18 protein-coding genes and 1 pseudogene are annotated in these 25,919 nt (G+C 43.5%); 7 read left to right on the top strand and 12 right to left on the bottom strand.

Annotated elements, in window-relative coordinates; translation table 11 throughout:
- Window positions 1-11 precede the first annotated feature (11 nt).
- Window positions 12-656 carry a peptide deformylase gene (locus ACYVBM_RS07260; RefSeq protein ID WP_460684971.1) on the bottom strand — a complete coding sequence of 215 codons (645 nt, stop codon included), beginning with the start codon at window positions 654-656 and terminating at the stop codon, window positions 12-14.
- Between the two features lie 254 nt (window positions 657-910).
- Between ACYVBM_RS07260 and ACYVBM_RS07255 the strand changes: the two genes are divergently transcribed.
- Together ACYVBM_RS07255 and ACYVBM_RS07250 are read left to right on the top strand one after the other, a co-directional pair.
- On the top strand, window positions 911-2,644 hold the full coding sequence (locus tag ACYVBM_RS07255; RefSeq protein ID WP_460684970.1) for a helix-turn-helix transcriptional regulator: 1,734 nt from the start codon (window positions 911-913) through the stop codon (window positions 2,642-2,644).
- A 247-nt stretch (window positions 2,645-2,891) separates the two neighbouring features.
- Window positions 2,892-4,826 (top strand): choice-of-anchor Q domain-containing protein, encoded by a 1,935-nt coding sequence (locus ACYVBM_RS07250; RefSeq protein WP_460684969.1) that lies wholly within the window; start codon window positions 2,892-2,894, stop codon window positions 4,824-4,826.
- 62 nt (window positions 4,827-4,888) lie between these two features.
- Here ACYVBM_RS07250 and polA read toward each other — a convergent pair whose 3' ends face one another.
- Both polA and prfA read right to left on the bottom strand, forming a co-directional pair.
- Window positions 4,889-7,738 (bottom strand): DNA polymerase I, encoded by a 2,850-nt coding sequence (gene polA / locus ACYVBM_RS07245; RefSeq protein ID WP_460684968.1) that lies wholly within the window; start codon window positions 7,736-7,738, stop codon window positions 4,889-4,891.
- Between the two features lie 76 nt (window positions 7,739-7,814).
- The gene (gene prfA / locus ACYVBM_RS07240) at window positions 7,815-8,879 is read right to left on the bottom strand and encodes a peptide chain release factor 1 (RefSeq protein WP_460684967.1); all 1,065 of its coding nucleotides are present in this window, start codon (window positions 8,877-8,879) and stop codon (window positions 7,815-7,817) included.
- Window positions 8,880-8,929: 50 nt separating this feature from the next.
- On the opposite strand from prfA, the gene ACYVBM_RS07235 reads away from it, so the two are divergent.
- From ACYVBM_RS07235 to ACYVBM_RS07225, 3 genes are all read left to right on the top strand, one after another.
- Entirely contained in the window at window positions 8,930-10,057 is a 1,128-nt protein-coding gene (locus ACYVBM_RS07235) for an amidohydrolase family protein (protein ID WP_460684966.1), read from the top strand.
- Between the two features lie 221 nt (window positions 10,058-10,278).
- Window positions 10,279-12,054 (top strand): MutS-related protein, encoded by a 1,776-nt coding sequence (locus tag ACYVBM_RS07230; RefSeq protein ID WP_460684965.1) that lies wholly within the window; start codon window positions 10,279-10,281, stop codon window positions 12,052-12,054.
- Between the two features lie 37 nt (window positions 12,055-12,091).
- Window positions 12,092-12,859: a DUF3575 domain-containing protein gene (locus ACYVBM_RS07225; protein ID WP_460684964.1), complete on the top strand. Its 768-nt coding sequence runs from the start codon at window positions 12,092-12,094 to the stop codon at window positions 12,857-12,859.
- 20 nt (window positions 12,860-12,879) lie between these two features.
- Here ACYVBM_RS07225 and ACYVBM_RS07220 read toward each other — a convergent pair whose 3' ends face one another.
- The 9 genes and pseudogenes from ACYVBM_RS07220 to ACYVBM_RS07180 form a co-directional block, all read right to left on the bottom strand.
- Complete coding sequence (locus ACYVBM_RS07220) at window positions 12,880-13,455, bottom strand: glutathione peroxidase (RefSeq protein ID WP_460684963.1); 576 nt, start codon at window positions 13,453-13,455, stop codon at window positions 12,880-12,882.
- 568 nt (window positions 13,456-14,023) lie between these two features.
- A complete protein-coding gene (locus ACYVBM_RS07215; protein ID WP_460684962.1) occupies window positions 14,024-16,561 on the bottom strand; it encodes a phosphocholine-specific phospholipase C in 2,538 nt (845 codons plus the stop codon).
- Between the two features lie 48 nt (window positions 16,562-16,609).
- On the bottom strand, window positions 16,610-18,160 hold the full coding sequence (locus ACYVBM_RS07210; RefSeq protein ID WP_460684961.1) for a SusD/RagB family nutrient-binding outer membrane lipoprotein: 1,551 nt from the start codon (window positions 18,158-18,160) through the stop codon (window positions 16,610-16,612).
- Between the two features lie 31 nt (window positions 18,161-18,191).
- Entirely contained in the window at window positions 18,192-21,530 is a 3,339-nt protein-coding gene (locus tag ACYVBM_RS07205) for a SusC/RagA family TonB-linked outer membrane protein (protein ID WP_460684960.1), read from the bottom strand.
- 185 nt (window positions 21,531-21,715) lie between these two features.
- Entirely contained in the window at window positions 21,716-22,813 is a 1,098-nt protein-coding gene (locus tag ACYVBM_RS07200; protein ID WP_460684959.1) for a FecR family protein, read from the bottom strand.
- A 66-nt stretch (window positions 22,814-22,879) separates the two neighbouring features.
- Window positions 22,880-23,404, bottom strand: a complete 525-nt coding sequence (locus tag ACYVBM_RS07195) for an RNA polymerase sigma factor (RefSeq protein ID WP_460684958.1) — start codon at window positions 23,402-23,404, stop codon at window positions 22,880-22,882.
- Between the two features lie 117 nt (window positions 23,405-23,521).
- On the bottom strand, window positions 23,522-23,665 hold the full coding sequence (locus ACYVBM_RS07190) for a hypothetical protein (protein WP_460684957.1): 144 nt from the start codon (window positions 23,663-23,665) through the stop codon (window positions 23,522-23,524).
- Window positions 23,666-23,985: 320 nt separating this feature from the next.
- Window positions 23,986-24,299 (bottom strand): annotated as a pseudogene (locus ACYVBM_RS07185) (aldehyde dehydrogenase family protein).
- Window positions 24,300-24,477: 178 nt separating this feature from the next.
- Window positions 24,478-24,630 carry a hypothetical protein gene (locus tag ACYVBM_RS07180; RefSeq protein WP_460684956.1) on the bottom strand — a complete coding sequence of 51 codons (153 nt, stop codon included), beginning with the start codon at window positions 24,628-24,630 and terminating at the stop codon, window positions 24,478-24,480.
- A gap of 81 nt (window positions 24,631-24,711) precedes the next feature.
- On the opposite strand from ACYVBM_RS07180, the gene ACYVBM_RS07175 reads away from it, so the two are divergent.
- Window positions 24,712-25,149 carry a nucleoside deaminase gene (locus ACYVBM_RS07175; protein ID WP_460684955.1) on the top strand — a complete coding sequence of 146 codons (438 nt, stop codon included), beginning with the start codon at window positions 24,712-24,714 and terminating at the stop codon, window positions 25,147-25,149.
- Between the two features lie 112 nt (window positions 25,150-25,261).
- Complete coding sequence (locus ACYVBM_RS07170; protein WP_460684954.1) at window positions 25,262-25,867, top strand: superoxide dismutase; 606 nt, start codon at window positions 25,262-25,264, stop codon at window positions 25,865-25,867.
- The last annotated feature ends 52 nt before the right edge of the window (window positions 25,868-25,919 follow it).

The following is a 25,919-nucleotide window of genomic DNA, read 5'->3' as shown; positions in this document are numbered from 1 at the left end:
ACGTAGAAAGATCAGTTTCCCTGCTCTTTCAATAATGTTTTGGCTCTTACAGGCTGAAAGGGCTCATATTTTTTAGCCAGCTGTTCTTTGATCCTGTCAGTAAGCAAAGTCCCAGACAGGTGATCGGTTTCATGCTGAAAGATGATAGCAGTGAACTCTTCCAGCATTTCGAGGTGTTGCTGTCCCTGCATATCGGTATAAGATACCATGATCGCATAGCTTCTTACCACATCTCCTCTGCCTTCAAAAGAAAGATCGCCTTCGGGGCCTTTGATCAGCAAGGCTGAACGCCATGTTATCTTGGGATTGATAAAGAACTCAAAAGGCCGGCCGGGTTTATCAAAGCGCTGCACCCATATCAGATTGCGGTTGATGCCTACCTGTGGCGCCGCAATGCCCACACCGCTCCGGGCGCTATCAAGCACCGATTTCAGCATTCTGTTTTTTAGTACCGGTAACAGCGGATCGTTATAGCCAATATCTTTTGAAACGGCTCTTAAAGCCTTTTCTCCTTCCGGTTCTGTAAGCGGAATGACACGCAGCATTTTGGTGGTATCACCGCTTAAGATCATTTTCTTTTCAGCTTCGGTGAAATGCTGGGCACCGGCGGTTTGTATCGCCAGTAAAAAAATGGGCAGTAAAAATAGTTTAAACATTTTTTGACAGTTGACTTTATCGTGAAGTTTTATACATTCACCAAAGGTTATGCTTTTTAGTGAATTAACTTACCAGGTAGTCATATCTTTTGGTGAATAGGCCAGGAGTAACGGGGGCTTCTGTCCTTAAACGAAAACTTATAGCGTTTTGTGCAGGTGCGCTAATGGACGGACGTTAGACTATAAATGAATCATGATTCGGTGCGCCCGACCGGCCAGACAGGGCACACAAAAATTATGCTTATCTTTCTGCAGTGAAATTGGCCTGTTTCTTCTCCGTTTGCTGCATATTACTTTCCGCCACCGGCGCATCGGCGCAAAAACTTACGGCTGATGAGCTGGTCAAAGCCTGGAAAGCAGGTGACATATCACAGACAAAGCTGGCAGAAGAAACCTACGACGACCTTAAAAAAAATTATCACCAGGATACCTTTAGCCTGCGCTTGAGGCAACTGAACGATTACCTGCAGCGCCACCCCGATACACGGCTACGGGCAAGAATCCTTATTTATGAGCAATTGGGGAAAGGCGATGTACCTGCCGGCAGGATAAAAGCCGCCATGCAGGAAACAGTCCTGCTCGGCGACAAGCAGCTTTTGTCCGAGCTTTATTCATTATATGCCGAACACAGCGGCACCGGTAGCAGGGCATCGTTTTACCTGCTTAAAACATTAGAGATACAGGAGAAAATTGGCGTGCAGCATTTCCCGCATATTTATTTGCGTTATCTCATTATCGCAACATGGCTGTACCATACAACGGATTACCGGCACAGCGTGGATTACGGGTTGAAAGGTTTGGCGCTGATACAACTGCCCAAAGATTACCTGCTGGATTATATTTTACTTTTAGACATTGTTGGCGCTTCGTACAGAGAATTGCAAATGCCCGATAGCAGCATTTTTTATTATCAAAAGATAAAGCAGGTGCTGGCAGATTATGATGCGCGTCCTGCATTTTATGCACAAATAAAAACCATGGAGCCGTCCCTTCCTGTCATCTGGAACGGCATAGCGGGCGGTGGCATAGCGAAAGCCTGGTTCCTGCAGCAAAAATATGACGAAGCCATTCCTTTATTAGAGCAGAATATTGCATCCAGCACCGCATACAAACAATACGGCGATGCTGCAATGGCGCAAAATACTCTTGCCGCTATATGGCAGGTACATCGGAAATACAGCGCCGCGCTTGCCGCGTACAGGAGCGCGTATCAATGGGCATTGCAGGCAGGCGATATAAAAAACACGATGCTGGCCGCAAAGGGCATGGCCGCTGCATTCTCAAAAATAAACAGGTACGACAGCGCTTATTTTTACCAGGCCGCATACCAGCAATGGAAAGACAGCCTGCAGCAAACAATAGCCGAAAACCGGCTGGCCACCGTGAGCATGGAGGTAGAATATGACAGGATGCAAACCGCTATTGTCCGTGCGCAGTATGAAGCCGGACGGCAGTTGCGCATACGCAATACCCTGCTCGCGGGCATCGCTGTTTTATCTGTCATAACCATATTGCTGTACAACCGCCGCCGCCTGCGTCAAAAAGTGCGACAGCAAAAATTAGAGAAAGAAAAGCGCCTGGCTGAAGCCGAAGCCGCTCATGCACAGGAGCAGCTGGCTACGTTTACCCGCAGCATGGCAGAAAAAAATAAGCTGATAGAAAGCCTGCAGGCGCAATTCGCACGGCCCGATGCCGCTGTTTTAAAAGATTTCATCATACTGACCGATGACGACTGGCGGAATTTCAAAACCCTGTTCAATAAGGTGCATCCCGATTTTTTGCACGAAATAGAGAAGGCCCTGCCCGATATTACCGCTGCCGAAACGCGTTTTTTAGCCTTGTGCAAGCTCAATATCCCCACCAAAGAAATGGCCGCCATGCAGGGCATATCGGTAGATGCCGTTCGCAAGCAACGCCACCGCCTGCGCAAGAAATTAGAAATCTCGCCGCTCGATGTGGCGCTGGAAGATTTTGTATCAGGGCTGTAAGCATCTGTAAGTTGCCCCCAACCTGGCAATCATATAATTATCAATCACTTACAATTTGTCCAAATTTTTGTCCAAGCCTGTTTTTGGGTAACCGGCAGCTTATGGACAGATATTTACGACATGTTCCGTTTCAGACAACCCCATACAGGCTACTGGCTCATCGTCATCATTGCGTTGCTGCTTATGGCTGCCGTATGGTATTTCTTTTCGCCAAACGGATAGCTGTAAAAAATAATAAAACCTTTTTATGAAGAAAAGAATTTCTAGGACCAATAAGCGCCGCTTTCCGGTACGCGCATTATCAATAGCAGTTTTTAGCCTGCTTTTATGGATGCCGTTTCTGGCCGATAGCCAGACCATCAGATATATAAAAGCCGATGGCACAGGCGACGGGTCCAGTTGGAATAACGCCTCCGGCGATTTACAGGCGATGATTAACGCCTCGGCAGCCAATGACCAGGTATGGGTAGCCAGGGGTACATATTATCCCTCCGCGACCAATAACAGGGACGCGTTCTTTAATATCAGGAAGAATAATGTACGGCTTTATGGTGGTTTTTCTGGTACTGAAACAAACGTTACCCAACGAAATGTCAGCGCCAATCCTACGATATTAAGCGGTGATATTGGCACTCCGGGGAACAACAATGACAACAGTTATCACATTATGGTAATTGAGCTGGATCCTGAAAATCCGCAACCCATTGATAATTCCACGCTGGTTGATGGCTTTACTTTTTCAGACGGCAACGCCAGCGCAGGTAGCGTATATAACAATCTGTACCCACGCTATACCGGGAGCGCTATTTTCATTACCTGCAACTTTAATTCTGTAAATATTACGCCTGCTATTCAAAACTGCACCTTTATCAATAATAATGCGTTTTCAAGCGGAGCTGTATCTTATGAAGGTATTGCCGCTCCGGGGAACAGTTGCCAGTTCATAAATTGTATGTTCCAGAACAATTATGCAGGCTATTCCGGGGCGGCTATAGATATTCTTCAACTGGACGCAGCGGGCTATGGTGTGCCGGGCGATTTTTCTGTAAAAGTGGCTGGCTGTACATTCCTCGAAAATATAGTAGATAACAGTTTGCAGGGAGGAGCTAACGGAGGAACAGGTGGCGGTATCAATATTTTTGGAACAGGTACCTTATGGGTCAGCAATTCAAAATTCATCAATAACCGCATCGGTACCGGCACCCTGTATGCCGGTACCTATAAAGGCACCGCCGTAGCTATAAGGAACGGAACAGATGCAACAATTGTAAACAGCCTGGCTTACGCTTCCAATAACGATGTCCCGTTTTATAACCAGCAATCTTCGTTAAAGCTGGTCGGCAGCACGCTTTACAATCCCGGCAGCACGGTTTTAGACCTGAATGCCCCGGCTGTTACCAGCATACAGAACTCAATAGTATGGACAGACGGCAGCACGGCAAATGTAATTAACGTAAGTAGCGGTACTGCAGCCATTACTATTTCCAGTTCTGTAATCAATGCTAATTACCAGGGAACGGCTACTCTAAGCAACGTTCTTAACAGCAATCCCTTGTTTATCAATAGCGCCGGGGGAGATTTTACATTGCAGCCCGGCAGCCCGGCTATTAACGCTGGTGATAAAACGCTTTACAATGCAGCAACAATGGGTGGTGCAGACCTGGCTGGTAATGCCCGTATAGCAGAAAACATAATAGACATGGGCGCTTACGAAGCCAACAGCACACCACTGCCCGTAATCTTTGGCAGCACTGCCGCGGTAATAAAAAATAACAGGCTGACAGTGCAATGGCAAACCGAAAGTGAAACCAATAACAGCTATTTTGAAATAGAAGGTTCGGCAAACGGGCGCGATTTTATTAAAATAGGTAAAGTGCAAAGCAAAGCGAAAGATGGTAACAGCTCAACTACGCTGCAATATGAATATAGTATCAATGTGAACGCAGCGGCTGCATTATTAGGCGCATCTTTATTATTGGCGTTATGCATCCCGGCTTTTGGCGGCAAAAGAAAATGGAGGATTGCCTGCATTATTTGCTCCGCCGGGCTTGTATTGTACAGTTGCGCTAAAAATGAAACGGTTGTTGACACTGCCGGTAATAAAATTTTCCTGCGCATAGCACAGGTCGATAAGGATGGAACGAAAGATTATTCAAAAGCAGTGCTTGTGGTGAGGGAATGAGATAATTAGCTAATGCTTTTAAAGTTTATAGCTGTCTCCCGGCCTTTCTGACTATGAGCTCCCTAATGCGCTTCCAGCCAGTTTTCTCCTTCGCCGCATTCTGCAATAACCGGCACGCTATGGGGTAGCATCAGCGCGGCTTCCATGTTCTCTAGAATAAGTGGCTTTAATTCGTTCACTTCGTCTTTCAATGCATCAAAGATCAATTCGTCATGCACCTGTAAGATCATTTTGCTTTTCATGCCTGCTTTTTTCATGGCGTCATGTACTTTTTGCATAGCCAGCTTGATCATGTCTGCCGCCGTTCCCTGAATAGGAGAGTTGATGGCATTTCGTTCTGCAAATCCGCGCACGGTAAAATTGCTGGAATTAATATCCTTCAGCCAGCGCTTGCGGCCCATCAGGGTTTGCACATACCCATGTTCGCGGGCGAAATTGATAGTGTCATCCATGTACCGTTGTATACCGCTGAATTCCTTTTTATAGCTGTCAATAATGGCTTTGGCTTCTGTACGTGATATGCCCAGGTTGTCTGCCAGGCCAAAAGCGCCCTGACCGTAAATGATACCAAAGTTCACGCTCTTGCTTTTATAGCGCATTTCCCTGGTTACCTCTTCAACCGGAACGTCAAAAACTTTTGATGCTGTGGCTGTATGAATATCCATGCCACTTTTAAAAGCTTTTACCATGTTTTCATCTCCACTGATAGCGGCTACAATACGCAGTTCGATCTGTGAGTAATCGGCAGACAGTAAAATGTGGTGTTCATCCCGCGGAATAAATGCCTTCCTGATCTCCTTTCCCCTGTCGGTTCTTACCGGGATATTCTGCAGGTTGGGGTTGTTGCTGGCCAGCCGCCCCGTTACCGCTACTGCCTGCCCGAAGGTGGTATGCACGCGTCCTGTTTTAGGATTGATCAGCTGCGGCAATGCGTCTACATAAGTAGACTTTAATTTGGTCAGCTCCCGGAAAGTGATGATCTCCTCCGCTATAGGGTGGCCCTTTGCTGCCAGCTTCTGCAATACATCTTCACCGGTTTGATACTGGCCGGTTTTTGTTTTTTTGGCCGATGGGTCGAGCTTTAACTTATCAAACAATACTTCGCCCAGTTGTTTGGGTGAAGCCAGGTTAAATCGTACGCCGGCAATTTCAAACACCTTTTTTTCTGCTTCTACCGCACCTTTTTCCAGCTCTTTTGAATAAGATTTCAAAAATTCCTCATCAATCCTGATCCCTTCAAATTCCATATTGGTGAGCACCGGAACCAGAGGGTTTTCTACTTCGTGAAAAACTTTTTCTACCTCCTTTTGTGCAAGCATAGGCGTAAAAACTTCTTTCAGCTGCAAGGTAATATCGGCATCTTCTGCGGCATAATCGGTTATTTTTTCCAGGTCCACTTCACGCATATTACCTTGTTGTTTCCCTTTTTTACCGATCAGCTCTTCAATAGGTATCGGCTCGTAACCTAAGTATTTAGTGCTTAGCTGATCCATACTTCTTTTGCCGTCCGGCTCTATTACATAATGTGCCAGCATGGTATCAAATAGCTTTCCTTTGAACTCAATATCATACCATTTCATGATCAGCAGATCATACTTCAGGTTTTGCCCGATCCATGTTTTAGATACATCATCAAACAAAGGTTTAAATGCCGCAAGCAGCTGATGGGTCTCATTTTGTTCTGGAGGGCAAGGCACCCAATAAGCTTCTCCGGGCTTTACGGAAAAGCTCATGCCCACCAGCTCTGCAAGATTGGCATCTATATTTGTTGTTTCTGTATCAAAACATATTTCATTAAAAGAAGATAATTGCTGAACAAGATTGGTAATGGCTTCATTGCCGCTTACTGCAATATATTCATGAGGCACATCACCTATCTTTTTCAATGTAGAAAAAGAAGCAGCGGTGTCACTTTCTTCTATAGCAGGCGCGGCAACAGGCGCCGGGGCTTCTTCGCTGATCACGTTTCCAAACAGGTCTATCTGCACACTTTTCCCCGTCACCTTCTTTTCGCCCGGAGCTGCTGTAGGAACCGAGACCTCTTCTCCTAATAAGCGTTTCCCCAACGTCCTGAATTCAAGCTCGGCAAAAATTTCTTTCAACGCCTCTTTATTCCATTCCTTTACACTGAAATCTTCTTCATGAAACGCTACGGGAACATCAGTAATGATCGTGGCCAGTTTTTTGGAAAGAATAGCAAGGTCTTTGCCTTCCTGCACCTTGCGGCCTAAAGCCCCTTTAATATTCTCTGCATTGGCTACTACATTTTCCAATGTTTCATACTCGGCTAACAGCTTGGCTGCCGTTTTTTCGCCCACGCCCGCAATACCCGGAATATTATCTACCGCATCTCCCATCAGGCCCAATACATCAATTACCTGCGATACGTTTTTAATGTTCCATTTAGCGCAAACTTCTTCGGGCCCCATAATTTCTACATCGCTGCCCTGGTAGCCGGGCTTATAGATCTTTATTTTGTCCGAAACCAGCTGACCATAATCTTTATCGGGGGTTACCATAAATACTTCATATCCTTCGACGGCTGCTTTTTTGGCCAGTGTCCCGATTACATCATCTGCCTCATAGCCATCGGTTTCTATACAGGGGATGTTAAACCCTTTAATAATGCGCTTAATATCTGGTACCGCAATCAGGATGTCCTCAGGGGTTTCCTGGCGATTGGCTTTATAATCGGCATAATCCGTATGGCGTTCGGTAAGCTCATGCGTATCAAAGCACACCGCCATATGTGTGGGTCTTTGCTTGTTCAGCAACTCTACCAGGGTATTGGTAAAACCAAATTGGGCGTTGGTGTTTTTATTTTTACTGGTAATGCGCGGGCTGCGTATCAACGCATAATAGGCACGGAACACGAGAGCATAGGCATCTAACAGAAACAACTTTTTTTCCATAAATGCAAGGTAAGGATTACCAGTGCCCGCAGCAATTCTTTTTTATTCATTTTCGCTGCATGCCGGGCCTCGTATATTATTCCTGCTTGGTCAGCTTTTCCGAGTTCTCAGCAAATTGCAAAGCATCTATAAATTCCTGCAGCTCACCATTCATTACCGCATCCAGGTTATAAGCCGTCAGGTTGATGCGGTGATCAGTTACACGGCCCTGGGGGTAATTATACGTCCTGATCTTGGCACTTCTGTCACCGCTGCTTACCAGGCTTTTACGATGTCGCGAAATTTCTTCTTCCTGCTTGCGCACCTCTTCTTCGTACAGTTTGGTACGCAGCATTTGCATGGCTTTTTCGCGGTTGCCCAGCTGTGTACGCTCGGTTTGGCAAATAACCACTGTTCCGGTTGGTATATGGGTCAGCATTACTTTGGTTTCCACCTTGTTTACATTCTGGCCACCGGCACCTCCGCTCCGGGCTGTTTCCATTTTTACATCGCTATCTTTCAGCTCAAAATCGATCTCTTCTGCCTCGGGCATAACCGCCACGGTGGCTGCAGATGTATGTACACGGCCCTGCGTTTCAGTATCAGGAACGCGCTGTACGCGGTGCACCCCACTTTCAAATTTTAAAGTACCATACACATCATCTCCTGTAACTTCCAGTTGTACCTCTTTATAGCCGCCTACCGTTCCTTCGCTTTCACTTAAAACAGCTGTTTTAAATCCGTGTTTTTCACAATATTTAATATACATCCGCAGGAGATCACCGGCAAAAAGACTGGCTTCATCGCCTCCGGTACCGGCGCGGATCTCCATAATGACATCCTTACTATCCTGGGGGTCTTTAGGTATCAGTAACTGGCGAATACCGGCTTCCATTGTTTCCTTACGCTCCTGCAAGCCGGCGGTTTCGGCCTTGGCCAGTTCACGCAGCTCCTCATCATCGCCATTCAACGCTTCTTTATTAAAGTCAATATCACCCAGCAGCCTTTTATAATCATTATAGGCAACCACGATCTTCTCCAGCCCGCGGTATTCCTTACTTGTGGCAGCAAATCTTTTGTTATCGCTTACAATTTCAGGGTTGGTAAGCGCCACACCCAGCTGATCATATTTGGCTTTTATAGCTTCCAGTTTATCTAACATGTTATTCTCTTACTTTTACAGAGGGCAGCAAAGTTAAATTATTTTACAAGATGCATTTTAATAAGTTACAGGCAGCGCAATTATTTGACGGGTACCGGTTTCATCAAAACAAAGTACTGGTGTTGAAAGAAGACGGCACCGTGGAAGCGATCATAGATCCATCTGAGGCCGGCGACGATGTTCAAATGGCCGGGGGAATCCTTGCCCCGGGGTTTATTAATTGCCATTGCCATCTGGAGCTCAGCCATTTAAAAGGCAGGATACCCGAAAATACCGGCCTGGCGGGTTTTGTAAGACAGGTAGTGCAGAAAAGGGATTTTACAGAAAGTGCTATCTTTCAGGCTATTGCCGATGCTGAGCAGGAAATGCGGCAGAATGGTATTGTGGCTGTGGGTGATATTTGTAATACCACCTATACATTGCCGCAAAAAAAGCAGAACCATTTATATTATCATAATTTTATTGAGGCCATGGGTGCTGATCCGGCTGTGGCAGATAAGAATTTTGAATTTTATAAAACTGTTTATCACCAGTTTACCGGTCTGCTAACGCCTTTACAGGTTTCTATTGTGCCACACGCACCTTATTCAGTATCTAACCCTCTTTGGAAAAAGATTTTGAATTATCCCCAAAACCAGCTTTTCAGCATACACAACCAGGAAACCGCAGATGAAAACCGCTGGTTTGAACAAAAAAGCGGGGGCTTTGCAGACATGTTTAAGGCCATGGGTCTGAACATGGATTTTTTTCAGCCTTCGGGAAAAACCAGCCTGCAAACGTATCTGCCTGTATTTCGCAGTGGGCAGCAGGTGCTGTTAGTGCATAATGTACACACCAGCGAAGCCGATATTAAACAGGTTCAGCAATCTGGTACCGACTTTTACTGGTGCCTTTGTCCTAATGCCAACGAATATATCAGCCGCGCTCAGCCACCCGTAGGCTTGCTCATAAAAAACGATTGCAATATTGTTTTAGGAACTGATAGCCTTGCGTCCAATCACCAGCTGAATATCTGGGAGGAAATAAAAACCCTGCAAAGGCATTTTCCAGAGCTTTCGCTGGAACGAATGTTGTCCTGGGCTACTATCAACGGGGCTAAAGCGTTAAAAATAGAAAAGCAATACGGTAGCTTTGAAAAAGGAAAAAAGCCTGGCATAGCCATAATAACGTTGAGTTAAAGGTCAATGGTGAATAGTAAGTTGTGGATGGTGTTGAAAAAGGTTAAAAGTTTCCGGTTCCGGGTTTCAAGTTTCCAGCAACTTGTAACCAGTAACCTGTAACCAGTAACCTGTAACCAGTAACCTGTATCCAGTATCTGCCATGAACTATGAACCCTCATCCATCAACCATATAGAGTACAGAAATTCTATACCCCGAATAATCTTTACTTTTACTTTCTATGGCTACCGTTTATAAAGAAAGAGCAAAAAAATTTCGCCAGAAAGCCGACCAGCTAAAACAACAGTCGGGCTGGTTAAGTTTTGCCAGGTTATTGAGCTTTGCAGTTTTTATATTTCTGCTGTACCTGCTTACGCAAAAAGGCAGTGGCTGGATGGGGTTTTTCACAGCAGCCGTGTTTGCTGCTTTTGTATACCTGGTAAGGTGTTATGGGAAGCTGCAACAGAAAAGGCAATATTTCTCTGCATTGGCCGATTGTAATGAAAAAGAAGAACATTTCTTACAAACTAATAAGTCGTCTTATGATGCAGGAAAAGAGTATGAAGACCCGCACCATCCCTATTCTTACGATCTGGACCTGTTTAGTGAGGATGGCCTTTTTTCCTATTTAAACAGGTGCAGCACCTCTTTCGGTAAAGAAGCGCTGGCGCAGGACCTTTTGACGCCTGATTCCTATGTCATTAAAGAAAGGCAGGAAGCTATAAAAGAGCTGGCCGGTGCAATAGATTTCAGGCAGGAGCTATATGCGCATGGGAGTCTGCATCAAGCAAGGAAGAAAGACCTTGAGAGACTGATGCATTGGATAGATAGTGATACAAAATTGGTCAATACCCTGTGGTATTACCTGCTTATGGTATTTCCTTTATGCACCATCGGCAGTTTAGTTTATTACGCTGTTACCGAGAGTGAAACCGCTTTTTCATTGTTCACTAAGCTGTTTGTAGTGAACCTTATCATTGCTTTTTCTTTTTCAAAAAAGATCACTTCGCAATTATCGGTATCCACAGCAGTTACTAAAATCCTGCAGAATTTTAGTAACCAGCTGAGATTGATTGAAACGCAGGGGTTCCAGGCTTCTTTATTCAAACAATACCAGCAGGTGCTAAACAAAAATGGAATAGCTTCCTCCCGTTTAATAGGTCAGTTGGCTTCATTGTTCAATTACCTGGAAACGGTAGTAAACCTTGTGGTGAGCCTGTTACTGAACGGGCTATTTCTTTTCCATGTGCATATTTTATATCGCTTAGGCCATTGGAAAAAACAACATGCCCATGAAATAAAAGGATGGCTGCGGATCATAGGCAAAATAGAGTCGTTGAGCAGCTTGGGGAATCTATCATATAATAATCCGTCTTTCTGCTTTCCTGAAGTAAAAGAACAACCTGCATTCAGCGCCGTTGATCTGGGGCATATTCTTGTAAAGAAAGAAAAACGGGTGTGCAATGATGTATCGTTCAATCAACAGAGATTTGTGATTCTTACCGGGTCTAATATGAGTGGGAAAAGCACTTTTTTAAGAACGCTGGGCTCTAACCTGGTGCTGGCAAGATCCGGTGCTGCAGTTTGTGCCAGCTCTTTTGAGTTTTATCCGTTCGACATTTTTGTAAGTATGCGCATTACCGACTCTTTACAGGATAGCGAGTCGCTGTTCTATGCTGAGCTGAAACGCCTGCAATCTATTATAAGAGCCCTCGAAGGGGAACGGCATCTCTTTGTGATACTGGACGAGATTTTACGTGGTACCAACAGCAATGATAAGCGGCATGGCACTATCGGCCTTATCAGAAAAATGGCCGGCTTCAATACATTTGGCATCATTGCCACGCATGATATAATAGTTGCCGATCTGGTAAAAGAATATCCTGCTTTCATCGCTAATAAAGCATTTGAATCGACCATTATTAATGATGAGCTGCTGTTTGATTATAAGCTGAAGGATGGTGTTTGCCACACATTAAGTGCTTCTTATCTTATGAAAAAAATGGAAATTATTTAGAGCCGGTTTAAATAACTTAGCATTCAAAACCAACTTCATGCAAAAAAATTCTTTACTGATTCTTATTGCAATGATCAGTGTACAGTTCACCGCAGCTCAAACAACTATATCGGATGATGTAGCGGATAAAAAAAATATTTTTAAACTAAATCTAACCGCTCCGGTATTAAAAAATTATGCTGTTCAGTATGAAAGGGTGCTCAGCAAAACTGTTTCGGTGGCAATATCTGGCAGGATAATGCCTGCTTCTACACTGCCATTCAAAGAAGAAATACGGAAAAATGTAATTAAGGGAGATGACGATCTGATAACAGATGCTTTTAACCAGGCTAGGTTCAGCAATTTTGCCATTACGCCCGAAGTGCGTTTTTATTTAGGTAAAAAGGGCTACGGAAGAGGATTCTATGTAGCCCCTTATTACAGGTTTGCCAGGTATAAAGTGCATGAACTGAATTACGTATATAACGATGGATCAGATGATGTAAATATTAAGCTTACCGGAGATCTGACAGCACATACCGGCGGGTTTTTATTGGGTGCACAATGGATGTTGAGTAATACGGTTGGATTGGATTGGTGGATCGCTGGCCCTAATATGGGAAAAGGGAAAGGAGACCTGGCAGGCTTATCTGATAAGGCTATTGATCCTGATGTCCAGCAGAACATCCGCGAGTCCTTGGAGAACGACCTTGATATCCCTTTTACCAGAACAACGGTAACTGTTGATTCTAAAGGAGCCAATATAAAAATGGATGGACCCTGGGCCGGTATAAGAGCCGGATTATTGCTTACGTTCAGATTTTAGCAATATTACCTGCCTTCTTTTTATTCAGCAATTGCCTGTCTGATTTTATTGTCCAATGGCGACATACCTGGTGAAAAGTAATGCGTCAGTTCTCCTTTTTCATTTACCAGGTATTTAGAAAAGTTCCATTCAGGGGCTTTATCATTCCACCCGTTCCTGTCTTTCCGGGTAAGCCATTGAAACACTTTGTTTTGCTGCGGAGAGGCGATTACTACTGATTTTTTCATCAGAGGAAAGCTTACTCCATAATTTTTTTCGCAAAAGCTGGCTATAGTGGCATCATCCGCTTTTTCCTGATCTTTAAAATCATTAGCAGGAAAAGCAATGATAACAAGCTTATTTTTATATTGTTCGTACAAAGATTGTAACGCCTTATACTGAGGTGTATATCCGCAATCGGAGGCTGTATTTACCAATAATATTTTTTTATTTTTCAGCACAGAAAAATCAAAGGCATTGCCATCATTAGTGGTTGCTCTTAAATCATAAAAGGATTGCAAAGGTTGTTTGCTGTTGGGGCTTTCAATATCTTTTTTAGTAGAAAAAAGCTGTATCACAGGATAAAGGGTTTTTATGATCTTTTGTTTTGTTGTCATTTGTTCAGAGTTGCTGTTTGTACAGAAATACCATGAAAGCATGGCGAAAACTACTGCAAAGGTGGCAAGTTTTTTTTCATACTTATTTAGGAGCATATAGCATTTTTTAAAGACCGAATAAACTCCGCTGGTCCGAAGGACCCCCTTAGAGCCTATCGTGTGGACACATCTTTGGTCGGGTATCTTTTTGTGAGCGTTCTGCATATCCTCCCCTCGGGGGAGGTGGCCGCCAGGCCGGAGGGGGACTAGCTGAAGATTTTCTTAACACGTCCTCCCCCTTCCTCCTCTGTCTAAATAACGTTGTTCTCGATATCCCCCTCAAAAGGGGGACATTTTTCGTTCAGTTGCCTGAACCAGCCTTCCATATCTTACAACTAACAGGTGACTCACCGAAATGTGTCCACACGATAGCTTTAGAGCGGGAGTACCAAAGCCCCTTATTGTAGCCTCCGGCTACTTTTTAAATGTAGCCAAAGGCTACAATATAATCCTGCGAAACATTTTGTTTCGCAGAGCATCATGATGTTTACATTAAGTATTTGTCAATTTAACAGTTAAAATTTAACATTCAACTTACCCCCATTGCAGGATCGCTGATGGTGCTCTTGCCGTTTTCTACTCTTCCTGCATATTTCCTTTGAAAAGAAGTATTTCCTTTTATTGAAAGCGTAAAGTCGTACCAGCCCTGACTTTTTTCAAGATTCAGTAATAAGGTTGCTTTGGCATTTGGGGCTATTGTTTTAATAATATCTTTCTGCCCGTAACAGTTGTCTTTTAGAACAAATTGCTTTGTCGTTCCGGATTTGTTTGTTACCATTAATTGCAGTTGCCTTTTATAAGACCCCATAGCGTACCTGCATTCAATATGCAGCAGATCTTCCCGGCTATTGCCTTTTAGTTCCCGGTAAAAGCCGTTTGGGCCTAATAACGCGAAATGATACTGCACTGTCTCAAATCCGTCTAAAGGAATATGGTATTGAAGCCGCTCGCCGGCAGCAACTGCAAAAGACCAGTTACGGTTTCTTATTTTTGTTCCGTCTGTATTTTTATATGGCTGGTAAGCGTACAGCAGGAAAGGACTGCCGGCTGCCTTTTCTTTAAACAGATTCTTTGATGCTTCGAAGATGAAGCTCATGCTGTTTTTATCTGTTTGAATATTTCCATCTGCATACAGTTCATAAGGCAGGGGAATGGACGGTTTAATGCCGTTTTCCTGTTTAAAGAAATTTTTTGTTTTTGAAAAGTCTGATCGTAAGGCTGTTATCTCGGTTGATGATAACGGGCTTATTGCACCTGGCAATGGCATGTAACGGGCTTCGTTAATCTGCTGTATGTATGGGTTCCGGTTGAGGAATTCCGGCTTTTTAATTGCTTCACCGTTATAGGGAAGAAAGGCAGAAGAAAGATCTCCACAAACAGCACGGCGCCATTCAGAGATATTATCCAGCTGTAATTTTTTTCCGGCTTTGCGCGATGCAAATTTTTCAATGAACTGCACTACCGATGTGTGGTCAAAAACCTGTGAATTAACATAGCCGCCTCTTGACCAGGGACTAGCTACAACAAACGGCACGCGGTAACCCAAACCAATAGCATGCTCCCGCGCATTTTGCGGAGTAACACCCTTTTGCCTGATCTCATCGTCCATTGTAACAAATTCCTTCTCCAGGTGTTGAATGCTTTCTGAAACATCGCCTGTTTTCTTATCCCGGTAATCAGGTGCCGTAAAAGGAGGTATATGATCGAAGTATCCATCATTCTCATCGTAGGTGAGGATAAATATCGTTTTTTTCCACACTTCTTCGTTGTGGGTAAGGATATTTAAAACTTCCGATACATACCAGGCGCCAAACCAGGGCGCAGACGGATGATCAGAAAAGTACTGTGGCGCCACCAGCCATGAAACAGCCGGTAACTTTCCTTCTTTTACATCCTTCCTGAAATTGGCGAGCACATCTGATTTTGGAACCCGCATTTTTCTTTTGGTACCATTGTCATCATATTCTATTTCTTCAGTGCTGTGATAATCGGGGTCAAAATCGTTAGTTACAAAGGCATTAGTATGCAAAGCTTGCTCAAATTGGGTTAACGGTTCGGCAAGCTCTTTCCTGCAGCGTTCCAGCTCTTTAATATAATACTGCTTACGATCACGTAAGCCATTTAAAACACGTTTCAGCTTTTCGTCATCCGGGGTTTTCGCAACTCTGTCTTCCAGTTCAGCAAGACTTTTATCATAATCGTTCAGCTTATTGGTAAGATAGGTCTCATATTTTTCTGACCGGCGTACTCTGAACTGCGAGAACCATTCCAGGTCGTTGTCTGTAAAGTTGCTTAGCCAGGCTTCGTCTTCACCTTCAAGGCCGGAGGGGAGGCTTAATTCATTCTGGTACACTTTCCACGTAATACCATTTTCCTGCAATAGTTCGGGCAGGGTTTTCCAGTCCGCTTCTGCACTGTAATCTGCCTCGTTATTACGCACCAGGGCGGGGTGTTTTGCAAGACCGTCTTTACGCAATGCGCCCGACCAGAAATACAGGCGGTTGGGTGTGGTGCCTGTTAACGAAGAGCAGAAATGCTGGTCGCATACTGTAAAAGCATCTGCAAAGGCGTAATTAAAAGGAAGATCTTCCCGGTTGTAATAGCCCAGCGTCATTGGCATTTCTTCAAATCCTTTGTAGCCGGTTTTTTTTGCGATCAGCCATTTATCGTATAGCCCGTTATTATGGGCATCTACCTGATCTTTCCAGGTATGCGGCAGGCCACCCATCCAGGTGATCTTTGTGTTTTTCATATCTAACCTGAAGGGCAGGTAAGACTCCTTTTTATCGTCTGTCTGCAGCCATACCGGGTTGCCATCAGGCAGCTTCAGGATATTACGATCATTAAAACCTCTTACGCCTTTTAATGCGCCAAAACAATGATCAAAAGAACGGTTTTCCTGCATCAGCAGCACAATATGTGCTGCGTCTTCAAACGTAGATCCTTTGACCGGATTGATGGATGCTGCCTTAAGAATAGAAGCAGGAAGCGCGGAAAATATTCCCGCGCCCCCAGCCAGTAAACTTGTATTTTTTATAAAATCCCTTCTTGAAAAATCAATAGCCATTGCGATTTAGATTATACTATTTACTTTTAAAAAATTGATCTGTTTCAATTATTTTAATAACCACATCATTTCATTTACATTATCATTACCTCCATACTGGCTTTGGATAGCAGCATCCAGGTTGTCGCTGTTATTTGACAGTTCTGTGGAAGGATAAAGCCAGCGCAATGGAAATTTGTTAGATGGGGTATTAAGATTTGTAGCTGGATTTAATAAAAATTCAGGATACCCTGTTCTGCGGTTTTCATACCAGGCGTTGTAATCACAATTTTGTAAAAATCCGGCCAGGTATTTCTGTGTAATGATTTGCTTGATCTGGTTTTCGCTGCTTCCGGTTAGTGCAATACCAGCAGCAGATGGGTAGCTGTTAATATAGGCATCGTCCATTGTTACACCGTGCCTGTATGCTGCAGGCGTATAGTTTACCAAAAACCTCATAGACTGCTGTATACCTGCTGCATAGTAAGCCTGTGCTGCTGTGCCCGATATCCAGCCTCTTACGGTCGCTTCTGCCAGCAGGAATTTTACATCCCATACACAAAGCAGTCCAACAGGCTCTGCATTGAACAGGTTTACATAGCGTCTGTTAAAGTCAGAGAAATTACCAGCATTGTAGGCTGCCACAATATTAGCCATTGTATTGGAGGGTTCAAGCCCGAGGTAAGCATCAAAGCTGGAAGCTGAGCCCCCGGCAGTAATCTTTGCCGAAGCAGGCTCTGCCACGTAGAACAAACGCCTGTCCTGGTTGGCTTTTAAAGGATCAATAAAAGTAGTAGTAAGTGCAGAATAAATAATAAATGGATTGGTTTGAACAGGTGTGTTGGACCATGGATAACAGCTTCCTGCAGCGTTCTGATACGTTACAGCAAAGTTATCTGTATAATCTTCCATTAAAGGCCGTTCTGCCACAATTTTCTGGAAGCGGCCCGTTACATTCAGGTCGGCATCAGCCGTTTTTTTATACAGGTTCATCAACACATGCAATTGAAAAGAGTTTATCAGTTTTCTCCATTTATCGGTTTTCCCGCCATAAATAAAATCTCCCGAAAAATCACTCCCGTTTTTAAATAGCTCATCGGCCTGGTCCAGCTCTTTTAGAATACCAATAAAAACCTCTTTTTGTGTATCGTATTTAGGTTTGATATTTCCATCGCTTTCTCCTTTTATAGCCTCTGAGTAAGGGATATCGCCTACTCTCATAGTAGTTTGAAAGAACTGCCAGGCGCGTATAAAATGACCCAATGCAGTGTAAGAGTTCTTCAGCGCATCAGACGGTGCATTGGCTATCATAGGTTGTACATTGCGTAAAACAGTAAGCCGATTAAAATCGATCCTCCCAAATCGATTATATTGCATGGCTTCGGGGCCGCCTTCCTTCCAGATCGTGTATTTACTTAGCATGAACGGGTACATAAAACCTTTTGATGTGGCTATATCGCTTACCGTAATAGATCCCAGTATACTGGTAGCTAACCATTCAGACCGTGAAGTGCTTGTTGCATCTGGGTTGGTATTAATTTGATCGAACTTGCCGCATCCCGTAAACGCTGTAACAGCAATACAGCATAGCAGCATATACTTATATATAGAAACGTGCATAATCTTTTGTTTTAAGTTTCAGGTAAAGTGGTTAAAGACCTAATTTGATATTAAATCCGATCATTCGCTGAGAGGGCGCGTTCAGGTCTTCTGTATCCCTGTCGGGATCAGAAAATTTAAATTTGGTAACTAGTAACACATTCTGAGCAGTTAAAGAAACAGAAGCGTTTTTTATTTTAGAGTGGCCCAGCAAAGATTTAGGAAGTTGGTATCCGATAGAAATTTCCCTCAGCTTTGCAAAGCTTTCGCTCATTACACCATGCTCGCCCTTTCCTGAGATATCCTGCATATAGCTTTGATAGCCTACGGCCACATCGTTGGGTGCATACTGGCGGGTGTCGCTGGTAACATTTCCATATTTGTCATACTTTACTTCTCCAGAAACTACTTTTACTCCCTGTCCTATATAGTTCTTCAACCCGTTTACCACTTCATCATAACGGAACTGGTTATCTGTGTCAGGGTGCGAACCTGTATCAAACATTTTATCCCAGATATAATTGTACATTAAACCGCCTATGCGGCCATCGATAGAGATTCCAAAAATTACGTTCTTCCAGTTAACTGTATTGGAAAAACCAAAAGAAAAATCAGGATCACCATATCCTATCTGGTATTGATAATCGCTTTCTACCGGGTACCCGTTCTGGTGAATGATATTGCCATTAGGGTCTTTAAGAAGAACATCTCTTTTATAGATATCCAGCCTGTTACCTACTTTTGTAAAAGCGTCATCAGAAGAATATATAGGGTCTAACTTTTTATAATAACGGTGCTGGAAAGACCAGTTGATGAGCGAATTCCAGGTAAGATACTTGTTTTTGATGATCGTTCCATCTAAGGTTATTTCCATACCACGACGCACAAGTTGTTCTCCGGTATTTATTAACGTGCTGCCAAAGCCGGAGGCGGAAGATATGGTTTGTGATATTTTCCTGTCGTAATATAATTTATTGAAATACGCCACATCCAGGCGCAGGCGCTGGCCAAGCATATAAGCTGCGGTTCCCATTTCCCATGTTCTTTCAGCAGAAGGCAATAAATCCAGCGGATACAGATTGCCGGGATAAGATGCAGAAACATTTCCTAAAACAGAGCCTGTTGCATAAGTTCGGTTAATATCATATATACTTGCCGCATATTTTGAAACCGTCCATGAGCCTCTGAGCTTCCACATATTCACCCACTTTGGCATAGGCATGTATTCTGAAAGAATGAAACTTCCGGCAACAGAAGGATAAAAATAAGAACGTTCCGCCTCAGGTTGGGTAGAGAACCAGTCGTTCCGGCCTGTTACATCTATAAAAATCGCATTATCCCAGGATAGCGTGGCTTTACCATATAAACTATTAACCTGTGAACGCTCAAATCCAAAGTTCGTTACAATAGCATCTTGCCCTAATACGGTAGAGGGAATAGCATTGGCTAATGAATACCAGCCCGGCACATTCAGGCCGTTGCGTGTACGGGCACCTTGCTGGCGAAATTCCAGGTAGCGGATAGATCCCCCGCCTAATACATCAACACCGAATTTGCCAAAGTTTTTCTGATAGCTGAGTATCGCATCGTTCGTGGTGGTAAAACCCCATGTTTGATTTTGTCCATAAAGCCCTTTGGCATTCCAGCTCCAGCTCATCGCCCCAAGGCGATCGGGATCCAGGCGGAAATTGACGCTCTGTCCTCTTGTAGAAATAGCGCCAATAGCATTGCGGACAATATCTTCATCTTTAAAATAATCATAACCGCTGCGAACCATCAGTTTCAGATCTGGTGTAAACCTGTAGTTGGCGGTCATACTGGCATTCAGTAAATTCTGGTTAAGTCCCCATAGTTTTTCGTAAGCCATATAATAAGGATTATCATACCAGTTTTTGTACAGCCAGTTTTGCTTTTGATCTTTTACAGCCCAGTAATCTTTATATTGGGAAAGATCATATTCGGGCCCTGTCCACATCAGGATCTGGTACAGGTATCCCTGATCTCCGTAACCCGCTCCCCACACATTGGGAGCTTCTTTCCGGGTATAACCCATGTGCGCCTCCAGAGTAAATTTTGTACTGGCGCGCATTTCGCCGCTCACCGTAAAATTGGTAATGTTTAGCTTCTGGTTAGGGAACTGGCCTTTGTTATAAATATGGTTCAGCCCCGCACGGAAATAGCCATTATCCCCGGTTTGTGTAACGCTGATGTTATTATTAGTGATAAAGCCGGTTTGCATAAAATTCTTCAGGTTGTCTTTTCCCCGGGTAATCAGCGGCATCATTTCTTCGTGCTTGGTTATAGGATTCCATTGCATAGCACTGTCTCCGATGTTCAGTTTAGGCCCCCAAACATAATCATCTGTTATTTTGCCGTTCTCTCCATGACCGTAAGATGTTTGTACTTTAGGAATAGACAGATAACCAATTGTGAACATATTGTTTGTGTTGAAGTCTATGGAAACGCCTTTTCCTTTTCCTCTTTTAGTACTGATCATTACTGCACCGTTCTTTCCTTCGGCGCCATACAATGCTGCGGCAGTAGGGCCTTTCAGAAAATCGATGCTTTCAATATCATCTGTAGGAATATCCCGCAGGGTTACGTTAGAGTATTGAACCCCGTCTATAATGACTAACGGGCTTTCTCCGCGCATTTCAAGGCTTGGTTTGCCGTTAAACTCTGTGGAGTTTTTAACTACCAATCCCGCTACTTTACCTGTTAATGAAGTTCCAAGATCAACGCCTTTTACTGTTTGCAGGTTTTGACCTCCTACTTTCTGTGTTGCATATCCTAATGCTTTTTCCTGGCGTTTGATACCGAGGGCCGTTACCACCACTTCTTCCATTGCCCTGTCGGCTTCTTCCAGAACAATATTGATAACAGGTTGCCTGTTTACACTTACTGTTTTTGTTTTATAACCTATATAGCTGAATGTTAAGGTAGCGTCTTCATCAACCTCTATACTATAGTTGCCCTCATTGTTTGTAATAGTAGATCCTCCTTTGCTGGAAATCACAGTAGCACCCACAATTTTTTCTCCACCTGTGCTGGTCACCGTTCCTTTTACCAGTATGACTGCATTAGCTTTAGGGTCCTGTCTGATAATGATCAGCTTTTCGCCCAGCTTTTCAAACTCAAGGCCGGTGCCTTTTAAAATTTTCGGCAAAATTTCGAGCACAGGCGCGCGCTCTGTTTTAAGGCTAACTATCATCCTGTTGTCGATAATTTCATTACTGAAAACAAACCGGTAATCAGATTTTTTCTGGATGGTTTTGAGCACTGTAGCCAGTTTGGTGTTTTGTAGGTCTATTGTTACCATTTCCTGCGAATGCACAGTTGTGGCAGCAACCTGCGTAGCAGAAAGAAACAATAAAACAATACCTAGTTTCATAAACAGCAATTTTTTAAGAAATTTTCTGTAAGACGCGCGTTGATAAGCGTTTTTTTCCATACTTTACATTTTGTTGGTTTAACGATGGGAAGCGCCCCGCTTCCTTTGATTACAGGAGAAATGGCCGCAATCCATTTCTCCTTTTTTGCATTCTTTTTGATTTTTACTTTTGGTTTACATATCCTTTATTTTTTGATGATTATATTATCCCCATCTTTTGTATATGAAAACGGGTAAGATATCTGTAATGCTTTCAGTACCTCCTCTACGGTTTCGTTACGAAAATTTGCAGTGTATTTATACCGCCTCACTTCGGGGTCGGCTATTGTAACAGACACATTGTACTTCCGTTCTATGGTGTTTTTTATTTCTTCCAGTGTTTGCTCTTCAAATATCAGGTAGTGATCCATCCATGCAGTTTCTGCGTGTGTAGGAAGATCTGTCTGAACAAGTGGTGCTACTACGGTTTCTTTTGGAAACTGGATGGCAGCGTTGTCAGCACTATCCTTCAACACAAACTTTTGATTTATTTCCAGGGTTTTATACACTGCATCTTTAGTCGTTCCTGGTATAAGAATCTGTACCTTGCCTTCGATAAGAGCGGTTTCACTAAAGAAATCACTTTTATAGGCTTTTACATTGAATTTAGTGCCTACTGCTTTTACTTTGTACTTTGAAACATCTACAATAAAAGGTAAATGTTTATCGTGTGCCACTTCAAAAAAGGCCTCACCATCCAGGTACACCGTACGGTTTGTAACGCCAAAGGCTTCATCCATTCCCAAAAATGAACCTGCATTGAGTGTGACCCTGGTACTATCTGGCAGCCATATTATTTTTATTTGACCTTTGGGAGAAGTAACAGACTTATCAAATCCTGCAGGTTTTGTATGAACAAAAAAGGGCGTAGGTGTTGCCTGTTTCTGTAAGGTTTTAAGAACAAAAGTAGTACCTGTTGTTAATGCAAAAGCAGCGGCTGCCACCCACGGCCATATTTTTTTGCGGGCGCTTTTGCTTCCTGCCCTGTATGAGCGTTCATCATCAGTGTCAGCAACGCTTAAATACTTCCCGGAAAGGCTTTCGTTAGCAGATAGCTCATCCTGTTTTTTCTTAAGCATATATTGTAATCCCAGCACCAAGCGCCTCGCTTCCTCCATCACAGCCAGCTCTTCAGGATGATGATATAGATAGTCGTCCCATTTTGCAATGTCTGTTTCGCTCTGCTGGGTACAGTAGGCAATAAAAGAGTCGTCGACAATTAATTCCTCAATAGTATAAGCCATGCAGGGAAGTCTTTTACTATTAAAGACGAAAGACGCTTTAAAATCTAACCGCTTTTTATAATTATTTTACGGAAAAAAAGAAAGGAAAATGCCCGCAAGCTTAGAAAACGGTTTTTTGTTCTCAAGGTTCAGTCTTAGTTGCCGGATACCTTTTGAAAGATTATTATAAACAGTTTGACAGGTGAAGCCGGTGCTTTCCGCAATTTGTTCTGTGGTTAACCCCTGGTAGTATTTCAAATATATAACACGCCTGTAGCGGGCGGGAAGGCGTTTATAGGCATCTTCAAGCTTATTTACTAATTCCATGCTGGTCTCCAGCTCTTCAATAATCTCTAATGCTGATGGGGGAAAAGGATAATTTTCTGCAACTAATGAGCGGCGGTCTGTCCGGTACAGGTCGATCAGTCTGCGCTTAAAAGCTGTTAGAAGGAATGCTTCGGGATTTTTCACATCACTGGTTTCTTTCTGCAGCAGGTCCAGAAAAAACTGCTGAACGATATCTTTGGACTCCTCATAGCTATATCCCCTCTGGCAGGCAACAGCCAAAAGCTTTCCTTTGTAAGTACAATACCATGTGTCGATAGTTTGCATGAAGTAACAATAATTTCAAAGATACTCCATTAACCTGCTTTTTGCAAAGGCTCCAAAAAGCTAACGCATTCTTAATATTGGCTTGCCGGCAGATGAGGACTCAAATTCATCTCATATCTATTTAATCAGCTTTTTCAAAATTCCCAACCTGCCCTTAAAAGAAGGGTAAGCCAAAGGCAGATCGGGCCAGGTGGCCGCTTTTAATATAGCCTTTTGATGGCTGAAAGTATCGAATGAATATTTACCATGATAACGCCTCATACCCTGTTTCTCCTGCCGCCCAAAGGCAGGCTTTTATTGCATAGCTGCATATTTATACAGGCACCGCCCGAGGGCACTTTTTGAAGCTATTCCTCTGCTTCCTTTTTATTGCCGGTAAAACATAAAAAGCTAACGGGTTGGGGTTCCTGCGTATTATTTCTAAAGCAAAAGCGTTGTCGCTATAGCCAATTACCGGTAACAACGACCCGAAGATCTCTTCATTCATAACAGGATCGTCTATGTGCGGTGCTTCAATAATAGTGGATATATATAGCGTATTTCTTCGTTATGCGTGCCGCCAAAGATTACTTTGCCTGTTTTCAGGTAACCCGGTCAAACTGTTTTTTATTAATGATGCGTCCATAGTCGTAGCTTATTACAGGATGTTTGCTATAAAATGCCTGGATGGTATCTTTTACTGATTGATGAATGAGAGCATACTCGGGGGCAATGCAGGTTTGTTCTGCATTTAAGAACTTCACCAGTGTTATTCTTTTTGCAGCAAGCCTTAAATCGGCGTTGGCAGAAACGATACAGGGCTTTTCCCGCCCGGCTCTAAAGTTACGGGGATCAGCTGTTCTGCCGCCTGTTTATAAATGATCTTTCCAACAGCAGTGCTTCCTGTGTAAAACATGGTCAAACCGGCGGATCGAATGCCTCTGCTATGATTTTTGCAGGGTGCTTTCTGTGGCTGTTGCAAACTCACTGGGTTTTAATACCACACAGTTGCCTGCTGCAATGGCACCGATCAAAGGGATAAGTGAGTAATAATCAGCACCACGCCCAGCGGCTCACTTATAATAAGGCTGTTGTCAAGCTGTTTTAAAAGGTTCGTACCCGTTTTGCGGAGCCGCCAGTTCCTCTGTATGTTTTAAAAAGTAGTTGATCTCTGACAGCACCATCCCGGTTTCTGTGATCCATACAAAGTATTGCCTTGTTATTTCAGGTTGTGGTAACCGGTTCATCAATTTAAATTGATGGGAGGCCTTGCGCTTTGCCTTTAGCTTTTAAGCTATTTTTGTTTGAAGATAAAAAACGTGTGGTAAATGACGGACGAATACTTTATGCGGCTGGCTTTAAAAGAAGCTCAGCAGGCATTTGACGAAGATGAAATACCTATCGGCGCTATTGTAGTGCAAAATAATAAGGTGCTGGCGCGGGGATATAATATGACAGAAAAGCTGAACGATACTACGGCTCATGCTGAAATAATAGCGCTTACATCGGCATTTAGTAATGTGGGCGCCAAATATTTACCCGAAGCCACCTTGTACGTAACCGTTGAGCCTTGCGTGATGTGTGCCGGCGCTTTATACTGGAGCAAAATAAGCCGAGTGGTATGGGGCGCATCCGATGTCAAAAACGGGTTTAGCCGAATTGAGCCTGCTGTATCTCCCTTTCATCCTAAAACCGAAATAGTAACGGGCATCCTGGAAGAGGAATGTGCCGCGCTGATGAAGGTATTTTTTAAGAATAAAAGATGACAAATTGGAATAATGTTTGATGAGCTTAAGCGTACTGTTCAACTATCTCGTTATAAATTTGTTATATTGCCAGACATTATTTAATTACTTAATCATATAAAAAATTACAACTATGGCTTTTACATTACCGCCTCTTCCGTATGCTAAAGATGCATTGGAACCACATATTGATGCACAAACAATGGAAATACATCACGATAAGCATCACCAGGCTTATGTTGATAACCTGAACAAAGCAATTGACGGAACCGAGCATGCAGAAAAGTCTTTAGAGGAGCTTGTTAAAAATGCGGGAACTATTTCACCTGCTGTGCGCAATAACGGTGGCGGCCACTGGAACCATACTTTCTTCTGGGAAATTTTAACTCCCGGAGGCGCAACGGCTCCATCAGGTACTTTGGCTAAGGCTATTGACGAAACGTTTGGCTCTTTAGACGCTTTAAAAGAAAAGCTGAATACAGCCGGTGCTACCCGTTTTGGGAGTGGCTGGGCCTGGCTTATTGTAAAGGATGGAAAGCTGGAAGTAACTTCTACTCCTAACCAGGATAACCCTTTAATGGACGTTGCGGAAGTAAAAGGCGCTCCTGTTTTAGGCGTTGACGTTTGGGAACATGCGTATTACCTGAAGTATCAGAATAAAAGACCTGATTACCTGAAAGCTTTCTGGAACGTGGTAAACTGGGAAAAAGTAGCCGAGAAGTACGAAGCGGCTCTTTAATTATCCTGAAAGATAAAAACGGTTAAAGTTTAGCCCACGGTTAAGACTGTGG

The sequence above is a fragment of the Niabella aquatica genome, assembly GCF_054779315.1.
Note: the sequence above shows the minus strand (reverse complement) of the source record. Positions and strands in the feature narration are given on the sequence as shown.